This window comes from Prolixibacter sp. DSM 2831, assembly GCF_056493735.1.
The window spans coordinates 428,396-444,905 of record NZ_CM151379.1; the positions used below are offsets into that span (position 1 = coordinate 428,396).

15 protein-coding genes are annotated in these 16,510 nt (G+C 46.7%); 7 read left to right on the plus strand and 8 right to left on the minus strand.

The window, feature by feature from the left end; translation table 11 throughout:
- Positions 1–172: 172 nt before the first annotated feature.
- Both AC060N_RS01750 and AC060N_RS01755 read right to left on the minus strand, forming a co-directional pair.
- Positions 173–2,218 carry an LVIVD repeat-containing protein gene (locus tag AC060N_RS01750; protein ID WP_479525625.1) on the minus strand — a complete coding sequence of 682 codons (2,046 nt, stop codon included), beginning with the start codon at positions 2,216–2,218 and terminating at the stop codon, positions 173–175.
- Positions 2,219–2,305: 87 nt separating this feature from the next.
- Positions 2,306–2,944 carry an RNA-binding domain-containing protein gene (locus AC060N_RS01755; RefSeq protein ID WP_246187200.1) on the minus strand — a complete coding sequence of 213 codons (639 nt, stop codon included), beginning with the start codon at positions 2,942–2,944 and terminating at the stop codon, positions 2,306–2,308.
- 876 nt (positions 2,945–3,820) lie between these two features.
- Between AC060N_RS01755 and AC060N_RS01760 the strand changes: the two genes are divergently transcribed.
- From AC060N_RS01760 to yjjX, 3 genes are read left to right on the plus strand one after another with little or no spacing between them, the layout of a single operon-like run.
- Positions 3,821–4,177, plus strand: a complete 357-nt coding sequence (locus AC060N_RS01760) for a helix-turn-helix domain-containing protein (protein WP_106541321.1) — start codon at positions 3,821–3,823, stop codon at positions 4,175–4,177.
- Positions 4,178–4,227: 50 nt separating this feature from the next.
- Positions 4,228–5,880: a glycoside hydrolase family 9 protein gene (locus AC060N_RS01765; RefSeq protein WP_479525626.1), complete on the plus strand. Its 1,653-nt coding sequence runs from the start codon at positions 4,228–4,230 to the stop codon at positions 5,878–5,880.
- A gap of 12 nt (positions 5,881–5,892) precedes the next feature.
- Positions 5,893–6,432 (plus strand): inosine/xanthosine triphosphatase, encoded by a 540-nt coding sequence (gene yjjX, locus AC060N_RS01770; RefSeq protein ID WP_479525627.1) that lies wholly within the window; start codon positions 5,893–5,895, stop codon positions 6,430–6,432.
- 59 nt (positions 6,433–6,491) lie between these two features.
- On the opposite strand, the gene AC060N_RS01775 is transcribed toward yjjX, so the two are convergent.
- Positions 6,492–6,839, minus strand: a complete 348-nt coding sequence (locus AC060N_RS01775) for a carboxymuconolactone decarboxylase family protein (RefSeq protein ID WP_106541323.1) — start codon at positions 6,837–6,839, stop codon at positions 6,492–6,494.
- A gap of 6 nt (positions 6,840–6,845) precedes the next feature.
- Positions 6,846–8,195: a tRNA (N6-isopentenyl adenosine(37)-C2)-methylthiotransferase MiaB gene (gene miaB, locus AC060N_RS01780; RefSeq protein WP_479525628.1), complete on the minus strand. Its 1,350-nt coding sequence runs from the start codon at positions 8,193–8,195 to the stop codon at positions 6,846–6,848.
- Between the two features lie 184 nt (positions 8,196–8,379).
- Here miaB and AC060N_RS01785 point away from each other — a divergent pair, with 184 nt between their 5' ends.
- From AC060N_RS01785 to AC060N_RS01795, 3 genes are all read left to right on the plus strand, one after another.
- The gene (locus tag AC060N_RS01785; protein ID WP_479525629.1) at positions 8,380–9,129 is read left to right on the plus strand and encodes a YebC/PmpR family DNA-binding transcriptional regulator; all 750 of its coding nucleotides are present in this window, start codon (positions 8,380–8,382) and stop codon (positions 9,127–9,129) included.
- Positions 9,130–9,210: 81 nt separating this feature from the next.
- Positions 9,211–9,693, plus strand: coding sequence for an SPOR domain-containing protein (locus tag AC060N_RS01790; RefSeq protein WP_479525630.1), 483 nt, complete (start codon positions 9,211–9,213; stop codon positions 9,691–9,693).
- 19 nt (positions 9,694–9,712) lie between these two features.
- Complete coding sequence (locus tag AC060N_RS01795) at positions 9,713–11,614, plus strand: amidophosphoribosyltransferase (protein ID WP_479525631.1); 1,902 nt, start codon at positions 9,713–9,715, stop codon at positions 11,612–11,614.
- A 73-nt stretch (positions 11,615–11,687) separates the two neighbouring features.
- On the opposite strand, the gene AC060N_RS01800 is transcribed toward AC060N_RS01795, so the two are convergent.
- The 4 genes from AC060N_RS01800 to glsA all read right to left on the minus strand — a co-directional run bounded on the left by AC060N_RS01800 (position 11,688) and on the right by glsA (position 15,737).
- Entirely contained in the window at positions 11,688–13,256 is a 1,569-nt protein-coding gene (locus tag AC060N_RS01800; RefSeq protein ID WP_479525632.1) for a TonB family protein, read from the minus strand.
- Positions 13,256–13,648 (minus strand): BlaI/MecI/CopY family transcriptional regulator, encoded by a 393-nt coding sequence (locus AC060N_RS01805; RefSeq protein WP_463233172.1) that lies wholly within the window; start codon positions 13,646–13,648, stop codon positions 13,256–13,258. The genes AC060N_RS01800 and AC060N_RS01805 overlap by 1 nt, the downstream gene beginning before the upstream one ends.
- 208 nt (positions 13,649–13,856) lie before the next feature.
- Positions 13,857–14,828, minus strand: coding sequence for a glycine N(alpha)-acyltransferase GlsB (gene glsB / locus AC060N_RS01810; protein WP_463233171.1), 972 nt, complete (start codon positions 14,826–14,828; stop codon positions 13,857–13,859).
- 66 nt (positions 14,829–14,894) lie between these two features.
- The gene (gene glsA / locus AC060N_RS01815; protein ID WP_479525633.1) at positions 14,895–15,737 is read right to left on the minus strand and encodes a lyso-glycine lipid O-acyltransferase GlsA; all 843 of its coding nucleotides are present in this window, start codon (positions 15,735–15,737) and stop codon (positions 14,895–14,897) included.
- Positions 15,738–16,034: 297 nt separating this feature from the next.
- Here glsA and AC060N_RS01820 point away from each other — a divergent pair, with 297 nt between their 5' ends.
- Positions 16,035–16,496: a division/cell wall cluster transcriptional repressor MraZ gene (locus tag AC060N_RS01820; RefSeq protein ID WP_153641109.1), complete on the plus strand. Its 462-nt coding sequence runs from the start codon at positions 16,035–16,037 to the stop codon at positions 16,494–16,496.
- The last annotated feature ends 14 nt before the right edge of the window (positions 16,497–16,510 follow it).

Genomic DNA, 16,510 nt, shown 5'->3' on the forward strand with positions numbered 1-16,510 from the left:
TTTCTGTAAGGTTTTTAATTGATTAGGATATCAGGTACAAAATTAAGAGTTTCTGTGAGAAGTCACGTAATGCTCTTCTGTAAACAAAAGGCTAAATATTTAAGTAGTATTTATGACAAAGAAAAAGCACGCCTGAGCGTGCTGTTTTCATTTGAATTGGGTATGAAAAAAACTAGGGATTATCTCTCATCAAAATTTTGAGGCCTCCGGTTCCGTTAGCCACAAAAATGTAGTTGTCAACAGCTCTTACGAAGTTGGCTGAGCCATCGTAGTTGTAATTTCCGTATACTTTAAATGTATTTTGGTCGATGACGTATAAGCCACCTGCTCCATTGGCTACATACACCAGGCCATGATCAATATCGACACCATTGGTGTTGCCGCTTTGAGGGTTGAACATTTCCAGAGGCGTTCCGGAAGCGTCGTTTGTATCGAAAACATACAATCCTGCCTCGCCTTCACAAACATAAGCGAGTCCGTTTTTCAGGCGGGCTACTGCTTTTCCGTCTTCCGGAATAATGCTTCCTACCGGGATGGACTTGACCGGATTTAAGCCGTTATTTTCGTTAAATACCGACAGCAAGCCAACGGTACCTCCCTGCAATCCGATAATAGTGTTTCCTTCACTGTCAAAATATTTGGCGGTAAGTGCATTCCGTTTGCTGATAATCGAACCATTATTAGCATCTGCAGTGATAAACTGACCTCCGGTATTTCCGGTTGCTATATAAAGTTTTCCGTTTTCAGCGAGGTGTACACAGTTACCTGAAAAGCTGGGCAGGGAATAAAATGTTGGTGCAGCATTGGGTAATTCACCATTTTTTAAATCGATAATGGTAAAAGTCGCAGGAGTATCAGCGCCGGTTTTGTCCGGATTGGCTCCGCCTGTTACATATAATTTGTTACCATCTACCTCAATGTCGTTAAAGTCGGCATTTTCGCTCCAGTATTGGCTGACGATCGTAGGAGTTGAAGGGTCAGTAATATCATACACCTCGATAAGGCCACCAAATTCTGCCCCGTGCAGGTGGTATGAAACGTATGCATAGTCTCCCTGAATATCCACACTTGTTGCACTCAGTGTATTTCCTCTGCTATCGATTGGGGCCTTCACATTTGCAACCAGTGTAAAAGAATTTACCGGGTTGGTACCGTACTGTGGAACACATCCGGTAGCCGGGAAATACACGGATTTAAATGATACCAGCGAGCCCAACAAGTCAGGATCGGAGCTGGTGATTTCATTGTCGTAACGGATGTCAATTTTTCCGGTTATCCGTGCGCCCCAGTTCGATTGAAACGAGTTTCGGATAACGATACCTGCGTAGTCGTCGTTGGTGCCTGAAATTTTCCCGTTAAGGGAAATGTTAGCTACATCGGTTACCGAGTGGGAGCCCAGCATCAGAACACTGCCTCCGTTTATCGTTAACAGGCCATTGACTTTTAGGAAGCCGGTGGAATGGGTTAATCCGTTCGACTGCATCTTCGCCGTTTCGAAATGACAAGCGTTGTTGAGGTTCGCGCCGCTGTTCAGATTGAATGTTCCATCGGTAATAAATGTCCCGAAGTTGTCTATGACGCCGTTGTTGTTGAGATCTGCGGACAGCGTAATTTTTCCGGTGTTGACCACGTGCCCCGAACTATTGTTATTCATGGCATCGAACGATATGATACCATGATTTTCCAGGATGCCGTTCAGGTTGGCGTTCTTTTCGGCATTCCATTCACCGTAGTTAACCAGTTTCACCCCAGAGTTGAGATTTAGATATTTTGCCGAAAAGACACCGGTTGGATTAATCACCACGGTTCCTGTTCCACTGAGCGTCGAGCCGGCTAGGTTGCCAACGACCACTAACATTCCGCCATCATTTACTGTAATATTTCCCTCGTATGTCAAGCCTTTGGGCAACAAAACTGTTTGCCCGGAATAGACAGTATACGTGGCCGTACTGGACTGGATAATTATTTTATCGAAAACAGTGTTGTAGATATCAACCGCCGGCGTGTAGGTATAGTCTTCCGGCGATTCAGCTGATTTCAGTGAACTGCTTCCAGCCAGATCGATTCGTTCGTTGACATAGGTAACCCGGTCAGCATTCTCTTTGGAGATTTTTTCTGCATTTGCAGTAAACTCAGTAGTTATTGTATTGTCTTTCGCACATCCGGCTAGCAGCAACAAAAAGCTACTTGCTAAAGCCAAAATTTGATTCCTTCCCATTTTTCAACCCCCTTTTATTAGCTTTCCCTGATTCTCTTTCTGAAAAGGTGAACCATGGGGCTTTTTTATTTAAACGAAGAGGGGATTTTATTTATTATTCCCGGAAAGAATAAAATTGTCTGTCAGATGGTAATGTACTCCATCTGTCGTTTGTTCAATCTCAATAACTCCGATGGTTATGAGGTTTATTAAGATTCGTTCTGTTTTCCAGCGCGAGATAGACATGGAACGGGATAAACGACCCGGATTTATCTTTTGGTGATTGCTCAGATACTGCAGTATTTTTTTCTCTTCTTCGGTATACCGGATGAAGACTCCACGCGGCTTTTGTTTTTTCTTCCAAACTTCAAGCAGGATCCGGTTGGCGAGGATGTTTTGATCTTCGTGCCGGATGTAGGCCAACCACTTCTGGTTCTCGTCTTTAGCGTAGTGTGGTTTGTTCGGGCTCGGCGGAATATCAATCTGTAAAACCGTTTTCCCATCGGTGGTATGCCACTGTTGGGTCTCAAATTCAATTTTGGGTTTGCTGTATAATTTAGCAGCCGCTTCAATCATGTAATATTCTTCCTCGGTCTGCACGCCGGCAATGTTTCCATTGTCTTTTACGCCGATAAGCAACCGGCCGCCATCGGTATTGGCGAAAGCAACCAGCGAGCGGGCTATCTTTCGCGAATCGTTGATACAAAACTTGAAATCCTGCTGCTGGTGTTCCCCCTCTCGTATCATCCTGAATAATTTCGTGTTCACCATGGCCGAATTTTTTAGGGTTGACGGCAAGTTATTATTTTTCTCTTTAAACTCCTCGGCCGTTAATGATTTTGCACCGCTGCATATTCGCGAGGCATCAATTCCCAAAACAAACTTATTATCCTACCGGGAAAAATGGAAATACCCGGATTGTGGTTCTTCCATTTTCCGCCCCTCTAAATCTCCCCACCCGGGGAGACTTTTGGACCGATGACAGATTCACTAGCGTAGCTTCATTGGGTGCCAGCGTCAAACTTTAGAGGTTTCCTTCGATGTTTCACTTAGGGCCTGCCGACCCTGTCCAGGCTGAAGGCCTGATATTCCGAAGCTGGGGGCATCGTCCCCAGAAAAAATCCATGAACAATGAGGGAAGCCTGAAGGGCTTCCACGATCTTCTTGACGGGCGAATACCAGGTCCAGCCCTACAGGCTGGCGGTTTGCCTGTTGCGCCCGATCCCTGGGGGATGCCCCAGGCTATGGCATTTGTTACACTTCTACTGTGAGGTGAAATTTTATTTGATATATAGTAAATAAAATTTGGTATATGACTAATAAAACCATTAAGAAGACAAATAGTCACTACATAAAATATAATAAAACAACAATAATAATTATATCTAATGGAGCAGAAAAATTAAAATCAGATAAGCATAAAATAAAATGATGTATAGATAAATTAAACTGCAGTTTTAATATAATACTATTCGGTGAGTATCTAATGCTATGTGGTGGCTATCTAACGCTGTGTGGTGGGAATCTTGTTCTTTGTTAGAAAAATAGAATAATTTTGTGTAACTTTAAGTAGCCGATGGCTTTTGCGAAGCTTCGGAGAATATCACCACAAAATATTTGGTCATGAATAACGAATTGAAACTGCCTTTTCACATCGGGAATGCCATCCGGGAGCGGCTGGCGGAACGGCAACTTACGGTTCCGCAGTTTGCCCGCAGGCTGGGGGTTTCGGAGCAGATGGCTCATTACATCCTGAACTCGAAGGACGTTAAGATAGGCCGGTTGTGGCAACTATCGGAGGCGCTGGATTTTAATTTCTTTACCCTGATTGCCAAAGCACGGGCCATCGAAAACCCGGAACGGGAGGAGACCACCCTGTTAAAACAGGAGATGGAAGGGCTGAACCAGCAAATCCACGACCTGGAAATGAAAGTTGAAACCCTCCGGGAGAGTTTACGACTTGTCGGAGGAAGAGCCTGAATGTGACGCACCGTGACCACTTTTCCAAACCTTTTTACACGATCTGATTCATGAGAAAATTATTGACGATGCTGCTGTTGTGGCTCACTGCCTGCAGCGCCGGGCCATCGGGCGATACGTACCCGGTCCGCCTCAATTCCGTCGGTTTTCTTCCGGCGAAAGCCAAAATAGCCACCATTATACAACCCTGCAGCCAGTTCGAAGTGAAACGGTTGGCTGACGACTCCACGGTTTTCAGCGGAAAGGTTACGGGGCCGTTTCATCAGAAGGATGTCAACCAAAATGCCTGGCTGGCTGATTTTTCGGCATTCGCCGATACTGGTTCTTACTACCTGGAAGTGCCCGGAGTTGGACGGTCGGTGGCCTTTCGCATCAGCGATGATATCTTCCGGTTTCCGTACAAAACGGCCATGCGGGCTTTTTATCTTTGGCGTTGCGGCACAGCCGTGGAAGGCGATTTCAACGGAAATCATTACGCGCACGCTGCCTGTCACCTCGACGATGCTTACGGCGATTACACAGGACAGAAAGGCGTTATCCGTAACGGTACCGGCGGCTGGCACGATGCCGGCGATTATGGGAAATACACGGTGAACGCCGGTATCACGTTGGGCACATTGTTTCTGGCATGGGAACAGTTCAGGCCGGCACTGGAAAATGTGAAGCTGAATCTACCGGAGACAGCTCCCGGTTTCCCCGAATACCTTGAAGAGTTGAAGTGGGAAACCGACTGGCTGCTGAAAATGCCATACCCCGATGGTTCGGGCCGGGTGTCGCACAAGTTGACGCGCACGAACTTTGCCGGTTTTATCATGCCTGAAGATGATAAGGGGAAACGCTATTTCACGGAATGGAGTTCGGCAGCTACCGCTGATTTTGCCGCGGTAATGGCCATGGCGGCCCGCAACTTTCAGCCGTATGATTCCGTGTATGCGAAAAAGTGTCTGACGGCTGCGAAGAACAGTTATGCCTTTCTGAAAGAATATCCGGAGATGAAACCCTTTGAGCAGGGGGATTTCAAAACGGGTGCCTACAAAGTGAAGAGCGATAAAAGCGAACGGCTGTGGGCCGCAGCCGAGTTGTGGGAAACAACGGGCGAGCCGGCTTATCTGGCGGACTTCGAATCGGCAGTGCCGGACATTCATCCGCCGCTCATTGACAGCGACTGGGACTGGGGCAATGTGAAAGACCTGGCCCTGTTTACCTATGTGCTTTCCGGCAGGAACGGAAGGAACGCGGACCTGCTGAACCGTGTTCAAAAAGCCATTCTGGCGAATGCCGATACCCTGGTGGCAAAAGGACGAAAGGATATTTACGGCCGGCCACTGGCAGGGCGCTATTACTGGGGGTGCAACGGAACGGTGGCGCGGCAGGCTGTCAACCTGCAGGTGGCCAACGCTATTTCGCCCAACCGGGCCTATACCAACACGGTGGTCTCCATTGCCGACCATTTGCTGGGACGGAATGTGTATGACCGTTCGTACGTAACCGGCATCGGGTTTTGTCCGCCCATGCATCCGCATGACCGGCGCAGCGCTGCCGACGGGATTGAAGAACCCTGGCCGGGTTACCTGGTTGGAGGCGGACGTTCGGCCACCAACTGGCAGGATAAACAGTCGGATTATACCACCAACGAAATTGCCATCAACTGGCAGGCTGCGCTGGTATATGCTTTGGCCGGCCTGATAGAAGAAGAGAAGTAGAAATTACGAGAGATGAAAAAACATATTGTAGTGGCCTCGCATAACCCGGTTAAGATTGAGGCGGTGAAGCGGGGCTTTGAAAAGCTCTTCCCGGACACGGAAATTGAGATGGAAGGCGTGAGTGTTGATTCGGGGGTGCCCGACCAACCCATGAGCGATGAAGAAACCCGGGCCGGGGCGCACAACCGGGCCGCGAATGCAAGGGAAAAAGTGCCGCACGCCGATTTCTGGTTTGGCGTAGAGGGCGGCATCGAGCGGCATAACGGCGGGATGCAGTCGTTTGCCTGGATTGCCGCCTGCGCTGACGGGCAGTTTGGCGAATCGCGCACCACCACTTTTCAGCTTCCGCCGGAAGTGGTGAAACTGGTGGAGAAAGGTCTGGAACTGGGCGATGCCGATGACAAAGTGTTTGGGAAAACCAACTCGAAGCAGGAAAACGGGGCGGTGGGATTGCTCACCCGCAATGCCATCACGCGGACGTTGCTTTACGAGCAGGCCGTTTGCCTGGCGCTGATCCCGTTTGTCAGGCCGGAGCTTTTCCCCGGAGAATGAGACAAAAGAAAAGGGCCTTCCGTAACGAAGACCCTTTTTTATTTGTTTGGGTTGTTGATTTATTCTGCATTCTGCAATTCTTCCCAGTACTCCACGGCACGGCGCGTGTGGGGAATTACAATGGTTCCTCCCACCAGGTTGGCTACCGAGAACACTTCGAAGAGTTCTTCGGTGGTAACACCTTGCTCGTGACATTTCTCGAGGTGGTATTTCACGCAATCGTCGCAACGTAATACCATGGAACTCACCAACCCCAGCATCTCCTTGGTTTTGGTCGATAAGGCACCTTCCATATAGGTATTGGTGTCGAGGTTGTAGATGCGCTTCATCACCTTGTTATCGGCTGAAAGAATTTTCTCATTCATCCGGGCACGATAATCCCGGAATTCATCTATCATTTTGCTCATTTCAGTTTATTCGGTGGGTTGTCCTATTTTTTCGGTTACCTCGCCAATCAGCGTGGTCTGCGTACTTTCGTTCACTTTTACCCGGACATAATCGCCAAACTGCAAATCACCTTTCGGGAAAACAACCATCTTGTTCTGCGAGCTGCGTCCGAAGTATTGCTCGTCGCTCTTCTTCGAAACACCTTCTACCAGCACTTCCACTACTTTGCCAATGTCCTGGCGGTTATTCTCCTGCGAAATCCGGCTTTGCAAGGCGATTACTTCGTTCAGTCGACGTGATTTCACCTCATCCGGCACATCGTCTTCGTAATGTTCGTGTGCATAGGTTCCGGGGCGAACAGAATACTTGAACATGAATGCCGAATCGAAACGAACTTCTTCCATCAGCGAAAGGGTTTCTTTGTGATCCTCTTCCGTTTCACCGCAGAAGCCGGTAATCACGTCGGTCGACAAGCCGCAGTTCGGGATAATCTCGTTGATGGCTTTGATGCGGTCGAGATACCATTCGCGGGTGTATTTCCGGTTCATCTTGTCGAGCACCGTCGAGCTTCCCGACTGGAAAGGCAGGTGAATGAACTTGCAAATATTCGGGTATTTGGCAATCACCTCCAGCAATTTGTTCGACATGTCTTTCGGATGCGACGTGGTAAAGCGTACCCGGACTGTCGGGTCAATCTGCGCCACCATCTCCATCAAATCGGCAAACTTCACCGGGCGGGTTCCGGGAGCACGGAAACGGTATGAGTCCACGTTCTGCCCCAGTAGCGTAACCTCTTTGTAGCCTTTGCTGATGAGGTCCTGTACTTCGCTGAGAATGTCTTTTGGGTCACGACTTCTTTCCCGGCCACGGGTATAAGGCACAATACAGAATGTACAAAAGTTGTTGCAACCACGTGTAATGGATACAAAACCGGAAATTTTGTTGTTCCCGATACGTTTCGGGATGATGGAATCGTATGTTTCGTTCGTGGTTAAATCCACGTTGATGGCTTCCTCGCCTCGCTTTACTTTGTCGAACAGGTAAGGGAGATCGCGGTAAGCATCGGGTCCCGCTACCAGGTCGATTTTCTTCTTTTCGAGCAACTGGTCGCCTACCCGTTCGGCCATACAGCCAATCAAACCAACCACTTTATCGGGTGCTTTCTTTTTATGACTCTGAAACAAATCCAACCGGGCGTGTATGCGCTGCTCGGCGTTGTCGCGAATGGAACACGTATTAATTAATATGGCATCGGCATCCTGATGATCTTCGGTCAGGTCATATCCCTTCTCTCCCAATACGGCTGCCACCACTTCGCTGTCTGCCACATTCATCTGGCAACCGTACGTCTCGATATATAATTTCTTGTTCGCCATTACGGAAAAATCAATTGAGAAAATTAGTTGGGCAAATTTACCATCATATTTTGAATTTGGACAATAAGGTACTGTCTAAATAAGACTTAATTGTCCTTTCCTAAAGGATTTTCTGTAAAAAATGGGATTTTCTTATCTTTACAGCCCCGACGATTTCAAAATAGTCAACCCAAAAAAACGAATTATGTCAGGACACAGTAAATGGTCGACGATTAAACGAAAAAAGGGCGCACTGGACGCGAAACGCGGAAAAATATTTACCCGCCTTATCAAGGAAATTTCAATAGCCGTGAAGGAGGGCGGACCCGATCCCGATGGAAATCCTCGCTTACGCCTGGCCATACAGAATGCCAAGGGCGAGAATATGCCGAAAGACAATATAGAAAGAGCGATTAAAAAGGCTGCCGGCGCTGATTCCGAAAGCTACATGGAGGTCACCTTCGAAGGTTATGCCACGCACGGAATTGCTGTTTTTGTAGAATGTTTGACCGATAATAATAACCGTTCCGTTTCCAGTGTACGTTCCATTTTTAATAAATACGGCGGCAACCTGGGAACCAATGGCTCACTGAGTTTTCTTTTCGACCGGAAGGGAATTTTCCGTATTGCCGCCGATAATATCAACCTCGAGGAGGTAGAACTCGATTTGATTGACGCGGGTGTTGAGGATATTGAAGAAGAGGACGGCTTTATTATTCTGACCTCCGCGATGGAAGATTTCGGTAACCTGAATAAAAAGCTGGAAGATTTGAATATCGAGGTAGCGAGTGCCGATTTGCAGCGAATACCCAATGATACCAAGGAGTTGGATGTGGATTCGGCTCAAAAGGTCCTGAAATTAGTCGAGGCGCTGGAAGATGATGATGACGTTCAGAACGTTTACCACAACCTCGAAATGACAGACGAATTGCAGGAAGCGCTTGAATCAGAATAATATTTAAAGATTTGACAATGGCCGGAATTTCCCGGCCATTTCTTTTTCCGTTATATTTGCATCCTTAAAGAAAAACAGTTCATGAAGAGGATACTTTCAACTTTCGTTGTCCTTTTGCTCTTTTGGGGTAATGTGCTGGCGCAGAAGCCGGCGCCGGTCAACGGATACGGTCAGCTTTCGGCGAACGATACGACCCGGATCTGGACAGGACTCGATGTTCATCAGAACCCGAAAACGAAAGAACTGCTTGAGCGAAAAATACAGCTCAATAAGAATAATCAAACCACGCCGGGGTACAGGGTGCAGATTTATTTTGGTTCCGGAAGCTCAGCGCGACTGCGGGCCATGAAGGTGAAAACCGACTTCCTTTCCTCGTACCCGGATGTAAAAGCCTATATCATATACCAATCGCCCGATTTTAAAGTTAGGGTTGGCGATTTTCGCACGCGGAGTGATGCACTTCGGTTGCAAAAAAAGATTGCCCGGGATTATCCCAACGCTTTTATTGTACCGGACAATATTCAGTTTCCCGACCTTAACAGCAATTCAACATCAGAACGATAAAAAAGCAGAATAAGCTGAGATGAGCGAGCTAATAAAACATGAGTGTGGTATAGCGATGATAAGGCTTCGCAAACCGCTTGAGTATTACAAAGTAAAATACGGAACCTGGCAGTACGGTTTGAACAAGCTTTACCTGTTGATGGAAAAGCAACACAACAGGGGACAGGACGGAGCCGGAGTCGTTAGTGTGAAGATTGACATGGCCGCCGGGCAGGATTACATTCATCGTCACCGTTCGGTGGATGCGAATCCGATTAAAGATGTGTTCGACAATGTCTTTGGCGAATTCAACCATGCTAAACGCACTTACCCGAAAACGTATCATGATCCGGCCTGGGCCAAAAACAACCTGCCTTTTGTCAGCGAGCTTTACCTGGGGCACTTGCGATACGGTACGTTCGGTCGAAACAGTGTGGAATTTACTCACCCTGTGATGCGGCAAAATAACTGGCGTTCGCGGAACCTGGTGCTGGCCGGTAACTTCAACCTGACCAATGTCGATGAGTTGTTCGATCTGCTGGTCGATTTGGGGCAGCATCCGAAAGCATATACCGATACGGTGACTGTCCTGGAGAAAGTGGGACATTTCCTGGATGAGGAGAATGAACTGCTTTTCCGCAAGTATAAAAACGAAGGTCACTCCAATAAAGAAATTTCGCCGCTCATCGAACGCAACCTCGATTTGAGACAAACGCTGGAACGTTCCAGTCGCGATTGGGACGGAGGATACGCTATTGGTGGAATCATTGGCCACGGCGATGCTTTCGTGCTGCGCGACCCGTGGGGAATCCGGCCGGCGTATTACTATGCCGATGACGAAATTGTGGTGGTAGCTTCTGAGCGTCCGGTGATTCAAACCGTGATGAACGTCTCCTGGAAAAGTGTTCAGGAAGTGAAGCCCGGATCTGCATTAATTGTGAAGAAGGACGGAACCTTGTCCGAAGAGATGGTCCGTGTTCCGCAGGAGCGGAAATCGTGTTCTTTCGAGCGGATTTACTTTTCCCGTGGTTCCGATCGTGATATCTACCTCGAACGAAAAAAGCTGGGGCACTTGTTGGCACCAACCATTATGGATGCCGTAGATGGTGACCTGGAGAATACAGTCTTCTCGTATATCCCCAACACGGCTGAAACCGCTTTCTCGGGAATGATGGAAGGCATCCGCGACCTGCTGTTGGAGTGGAAAAAAGAGAAGATTCACGCGCTTGGCGAGAACATGACGGAAGAAGCCATTGCTGAAATTATCTCGGTTGAGCCTCGTATTGAAAAGATTGCCATTAAGGACGTGAAGATGCGAACCTTCATCACGGATGATTCCAGTCGGGATGATTTGGTAGGTCACGTGTACGACGTTACTTATGGCGTTGTTAAGAATGAGAAGGATACACTGGTAGTCATCGACGACTCCATCGTTCGGGGGACGACACTCAAGCGAAGTATCCTGCGTATTCTCGACCGGTTGCATCCGAAACGGATTGTCATCATCTCGTCGGCACCGCAGATTCGGTATCCCGATTGTTACGGAATCGACATGGCGGAGCTTGGCAAGTTTATCGCTTTTGAAGCGGCCATTACGTTGCTGAAGGAAACTGGCAGAGGACACGTGATTGATGAGACCTACAAGAAATGTAAAGAGCAGCAACACTTGCCGAAGGAAGAGATTGTGAACTATGTGAAGGAAATTTATCGTCCCTTTACCGATCAGGAGGTCTCGGATAAAATCGCCCAGTTGTTGAAGCCGGTCGATTGTAATGCGGAAGTGGATATCGTTTACCAAACGGTGGATAATCTTCACAAAGCGTGTCCGAACGATTTGGGAGACTGGTATTTCACCGGCGACTACCCAACACCTGGAGGAAACAAAGTAGTGAATACCTCATTCATTAATTATATCGAAGGAATCAAAGGCCGGGCATATTAAACCGGACCTTGCTAGAATATAAAAGAAGGATGTCATTTCGGCATCCTTCTTTTTTTGTTCTTAGGGGTTGTTATTAAAATTCGATGGGGACGGCAAAGTTAACCGGAACAGCTTTTCCCCGTTGTTTGCCTGGGGTCCATTTCTTCATACCCTTGACGATTTCGATAGCTTTTTCATCAAGATATTTTGAACCACTGGCTTTGGTAATTTTTACCTGCCCTACCGAACCATCCGGTTGAACGACAAAATTAACATAAGCCTTGCCCTTTAGCGTTTTGCCTTCAGTCTTCGCTTCCCGAACGATTTCTTTCTTTTGGTCATCGATATATCTCGCCAATGCTGGCTGTCCTCCCGGATATTGCGGCATATCTTCAACGATGACGAATACCTTCTTGCCTTTATTATTTGCTTGCTTTGACGATGCAGGTGGCGGTGGTGGAGCGGGCGTTTCTTTTTTAGCCGGTGAAAGTTCCGTACTTATTCCCACAACGCCTTCCTTCATCCTCAATTTAATATTGTCTTCGTTCGGTGTTATCTTTTTGACGACTGTTTGGTAGCCTACAAACGAAATAACCAACTCACATCCATCTTCAGGGATTTCAAGTGAAAATTTTCCACTTCGATCTACTACGGTTCCTTTGGTCGTATGCCGTATTAAAACGGTTGCCCCGGTCAATGGTTCTCCTTTTTCATTGACAACTGTTCCATGAATTGTTTTGGTTGCTTCTGACTGGGCTGTATTGGTCGCAGGAGCAGCTTTTTCATATTGAGGTTCGGCGAATGCCACCAGCATAAAAGCCAGGACGGGAATTCCCCAAGCCATATGGAACAGCTTCTTTTTCGATGTTTTTTGTCTTTTCATCATGTTTAAACGGGTTGGGCCAAGGGCAAAATTCAGATTGTTGGTGATTCCAATGACCTGCATGCCCATTAGCTGATTAACTAATAATGCCTGGTACCTGACGGGTGAGTGGCCCCGGGATATCACACCTTGATCGGCCAGGTACTCGTGATTTTGTTTAATCGCCAGTTCAAATAACCAAATGAATGGATTGAACCAGAAAACGACTGTCAACAGTTCTATGATAAGCAGGTCGACCCAGTGACGCTCGCGAATGTGCACTTGTTCGTGAGAAAGTATTTCACCGATTTCTTCCTGTTTCAGGTATTTCGGATTGATTAATATATGGTTGAAGAACGAAAATGGAAGGGCGTATTTGTCATTTTCATGAATGTAATAGCCATCCCGTATTTTCGGTTCTGAAGAGTAGATAACCCGAAGCGGTCTCCATGTTTGAATGAGTAGTCGCAACGCGAAAAGAGCAGTACCGGTCAGGTAGGCGTAAAGTAAAACCGTCGACCAGGTGACTCCGTTGTTTTCAGGAGTATGCTTGCTTCCGGAAATGATCTGGTGGCTAAGAATACCCGATAAATTGGACAGGGGAGTGCTCGCAGATGGTGTGAGTGTTACCGTGTAGTGAAAGGGAAAAGCAGCAACCATCAGTGCCAGCAATACCGAAAGCACCAAGTAGATCCGGTTGGCCGTGAAATGCGTTGATTGCCGTAGTAACAGCCAGTATACAACGAAGAAGAGACTGAGGCCAACAGAGGCATGAAATAAAAAATCGAACCAGTTTTCCATTACGAATCGGTGTTAGATTGATCTTTTCTGAGTTCCTCTTCAGCCTGTTTCATGATCGATTCCAGATCCTGAATATCCAGTTGGTTCTCGCGGGCGAAAAATGTAGCCATCTTCGGAAACGAACCGTTGAAATAGTTTTTCAGCAGTGACGTAAACTGGAATTTGGTGTATTCGGCTTTGTTAACCAGCGGAAAGAACAGATTGGTATTCCCGATTTTTCGTTTTTCCACAAAGCCCTTTTTCTCCAAAACAGTTAGTACTGTAGCCACGGTTGTGTAGGCGGGTTTGGGTTCGTCGAATTGCTCAACCACATCCTTTACCACCGCTTCCTTCAGTCGCCATACAATTTGCATCACTTGCTCTTCGGCATTTGTCAGCTGTTTTATTTCCATGAGGGTATACGTTTACTTCAAAGTCTACTACAAACATAGTAGATGTATTTTTTATTTCCTACTATTTTCATAGAAATTCTACTAAAAAAATAGTAGATGTAAATACGGAAATGCTGTAGTTTCCTTCTTATTAGGGTTTTGATGGCAAAAAGAAAAGCCTCCTGAAATTTCAGAAGGCTTTATTGTGTATTCGTTGATTCTGTTTCTTTTACTGGAATCTGACTTTCGGATCTTCTCCTTTTTCGACCAGCTCTTCGAGGTAAGTTGAAACGTGCCGATCGATTTTGGCGTCGTACATCTCGTCGATGTTGATCATGATTCCGGTTTCCTCTACGTCTCCAAAATGGTCGTTGACAACCGTACCGAATGTCCTCATCGATGGAGAAAGATTCATGTAAGCATTGATGAGCGGCGGAATATTTTCGCCGTAATTACGCACCTCCTGTGAAAGGATTTTATACGCTTCCTGGTATTCTTTTCCTTCGAACAACGCATTCAGTGCTTCGATATTCCGATGGGTCGGCATCGGGTTTTTAGGCCGTACCAGTTCATCCGGATCGGCGAAATAAGTTTCGAAGAAGTGAAGTATCAGGTTGCGCGCTTCCGTGTTGAAGTGTGTGTACATCGTCACCTTGCCGAAAAAGTACTTGATTTCCGGATGGTCTACCGTCAGGGCGCCAAGTCCGTCCCACAGGTTATCGAGCGCAAACAAACCTTTGGCCCCTGCTTTGCTCGACTGGTAGTCGGGTTGCACAAACGAGCGTCCCAGTTCAATTACATGGGGCAGGTACTCGTCGATAAACTTCTCGGAAAACCGAAAGAGACGAGCCGTTGCCAGCTGTACTTCTCCGTTTTCATCACGCGGTAAGCCCGAACAATGAATGTAGCGGTAGCCTCCCAGGATCTCTTTTCTGGCGGGATCCCAAACAATGAGTTGCTTGTAGGGATTATTTTCACAAGTGTCGTAATCGTCAATATCAATCTCTTTGCCGGTTCCGCCCCCTGCTTTTCTGAAAGAAAGTTCCCTCAGTCGACCTATCTCCTTCATCGTGTTCGGAGCCTCGTGATAGGTGAATATGTAAATCTCGTTCCCGGCTTTGTTCGTCTTGCGTTGGAATTTATCCTCGGTAAGTTCCGACTCAATTAGCTCCCGTGGAACGGGAGGAATGATTTCCTTCATGTTTCGAACATTTGATTTAAGGTTTCAAAAATAAGAAATAATAGACAGGATATGTGTTAAGTACACTTATTTTTGAGTATTCGGTGCCATGTCGTAAACCTTCGATTTTACCCAGGCTGCCCATCCATTTTGCGACTTTTCCTTTGAGAAAGTCTGCCACGAAATGGGTTCACCGAATGTAATACTTATCTCGTTTCCCCTCTGTTTGAATGTTTCGTCAGGCAAAAAAAACATTTCAATGTTGAATTTCAAACCAATGAACTTGCGGAAATTGGCTAGCCGGTAAAAAAATCCGGAATTTCTGCCGGAAATGTGAACCGGTATCACGTCTCGCTGATACTGAATCGATTTTTGTATGAAGTGTTTGTGCCATGTCAAATCGACTACTTTCCCATTGATTCGTCTTGAAGCCAGTCCTGACGGAAAAATCAGTATTTGGTTGTCTGATTCATACGCTTCCTGTATCACTTTGGCGGCTTTTCGCTGACTGCCGTGCTTGTTGATCGGAACAAAAACAGGAGCCAGCGGTGGAATTTTTGTTAGCTCATCTCTTACCAGGAATTTGGACGGACCCATCTGATGTGTCACCTGGCTGAGGAGCAACATTCCATCGAAACCTCCAAGCGGATGGTTTGATGCGAAAATATATCGTCCTTCCCCGGGAAGATTATCGAGTCCGTGAAAATCGAATTTGATTTTAAAATCACTGATAACGGCATCACAGAATTCTACTCCCGTCAGGTGTCCATAATCCCGAATAATCTGGTTAACCTCCTTGATATGTAATTTGTAGTTCAGATAACGATATACAAATCCCGGAATCCGGGACGCCAGTTTAGGGCTTTTATCCGCGATAAGCTCTTTTAGTACAATCGGTTTTAACTTTTGAACCGGTTCTCTTTGCTCCATAGGAATTGTCGTTCAACTGTGGCGAAATTTACTAAAAAATTGATCGTGCGAAGAATGGTCGACAATTTAAAGCCGTTGTAGAATGGATTTCCCAAATGAAGTGTATCTTTGAAATCCAAAGACAGAAAAACCTCTCTCGGCTTTAAGATTTCAACAATTGCAAGGTGTTTATCAACATGGTTATGAACATTGATGTCAACAAAATGTTGACAAATTTGCTAAGTGTCTCAATGTGTCATACTTTGTCAGATAGTGTAAAAAAGATACCTTTACATGAAAATGTAGGTAATTTGAGCCATGATCTCTTTCACCAGCGTATATCCTGTAAATGTTGACGGTAAAGGCCGTGTCGTGCTTCCGGCTCCTTTCAAGAAGGAGATGGGAGACGCGTTGGAAGTGGTGTATGTGGTGGAGAAAGATATTTATGACAAATGCCTGAACGTTTATCCGCTCTCGGCCTGGCACCGGAAAGTGGATAAACTTCGTCAGCGGGTTAATATGGACGATCCGCTTCATAGCAAAATGCTTTCCCGTTATTTCGAAGAAGTGGTGAAAGTAAATATGGCTGATAACGGAAGGCTCAATGTTCCCAATGAAATGCTGGACTATGCAGGAATCGGCAAAGAAGCCATTTTTGCCGGTCAGGGCGAACGGATGAGATTGTGGGAACCTGCCAGACATGAAGCTTCACGGATTTCCGACGAAGACTTTGTGCGGCTTTACAAAGAGTTGCTCGGTGGTCCGGCCGATAGTTTTTGACCCTTCAAATTGCT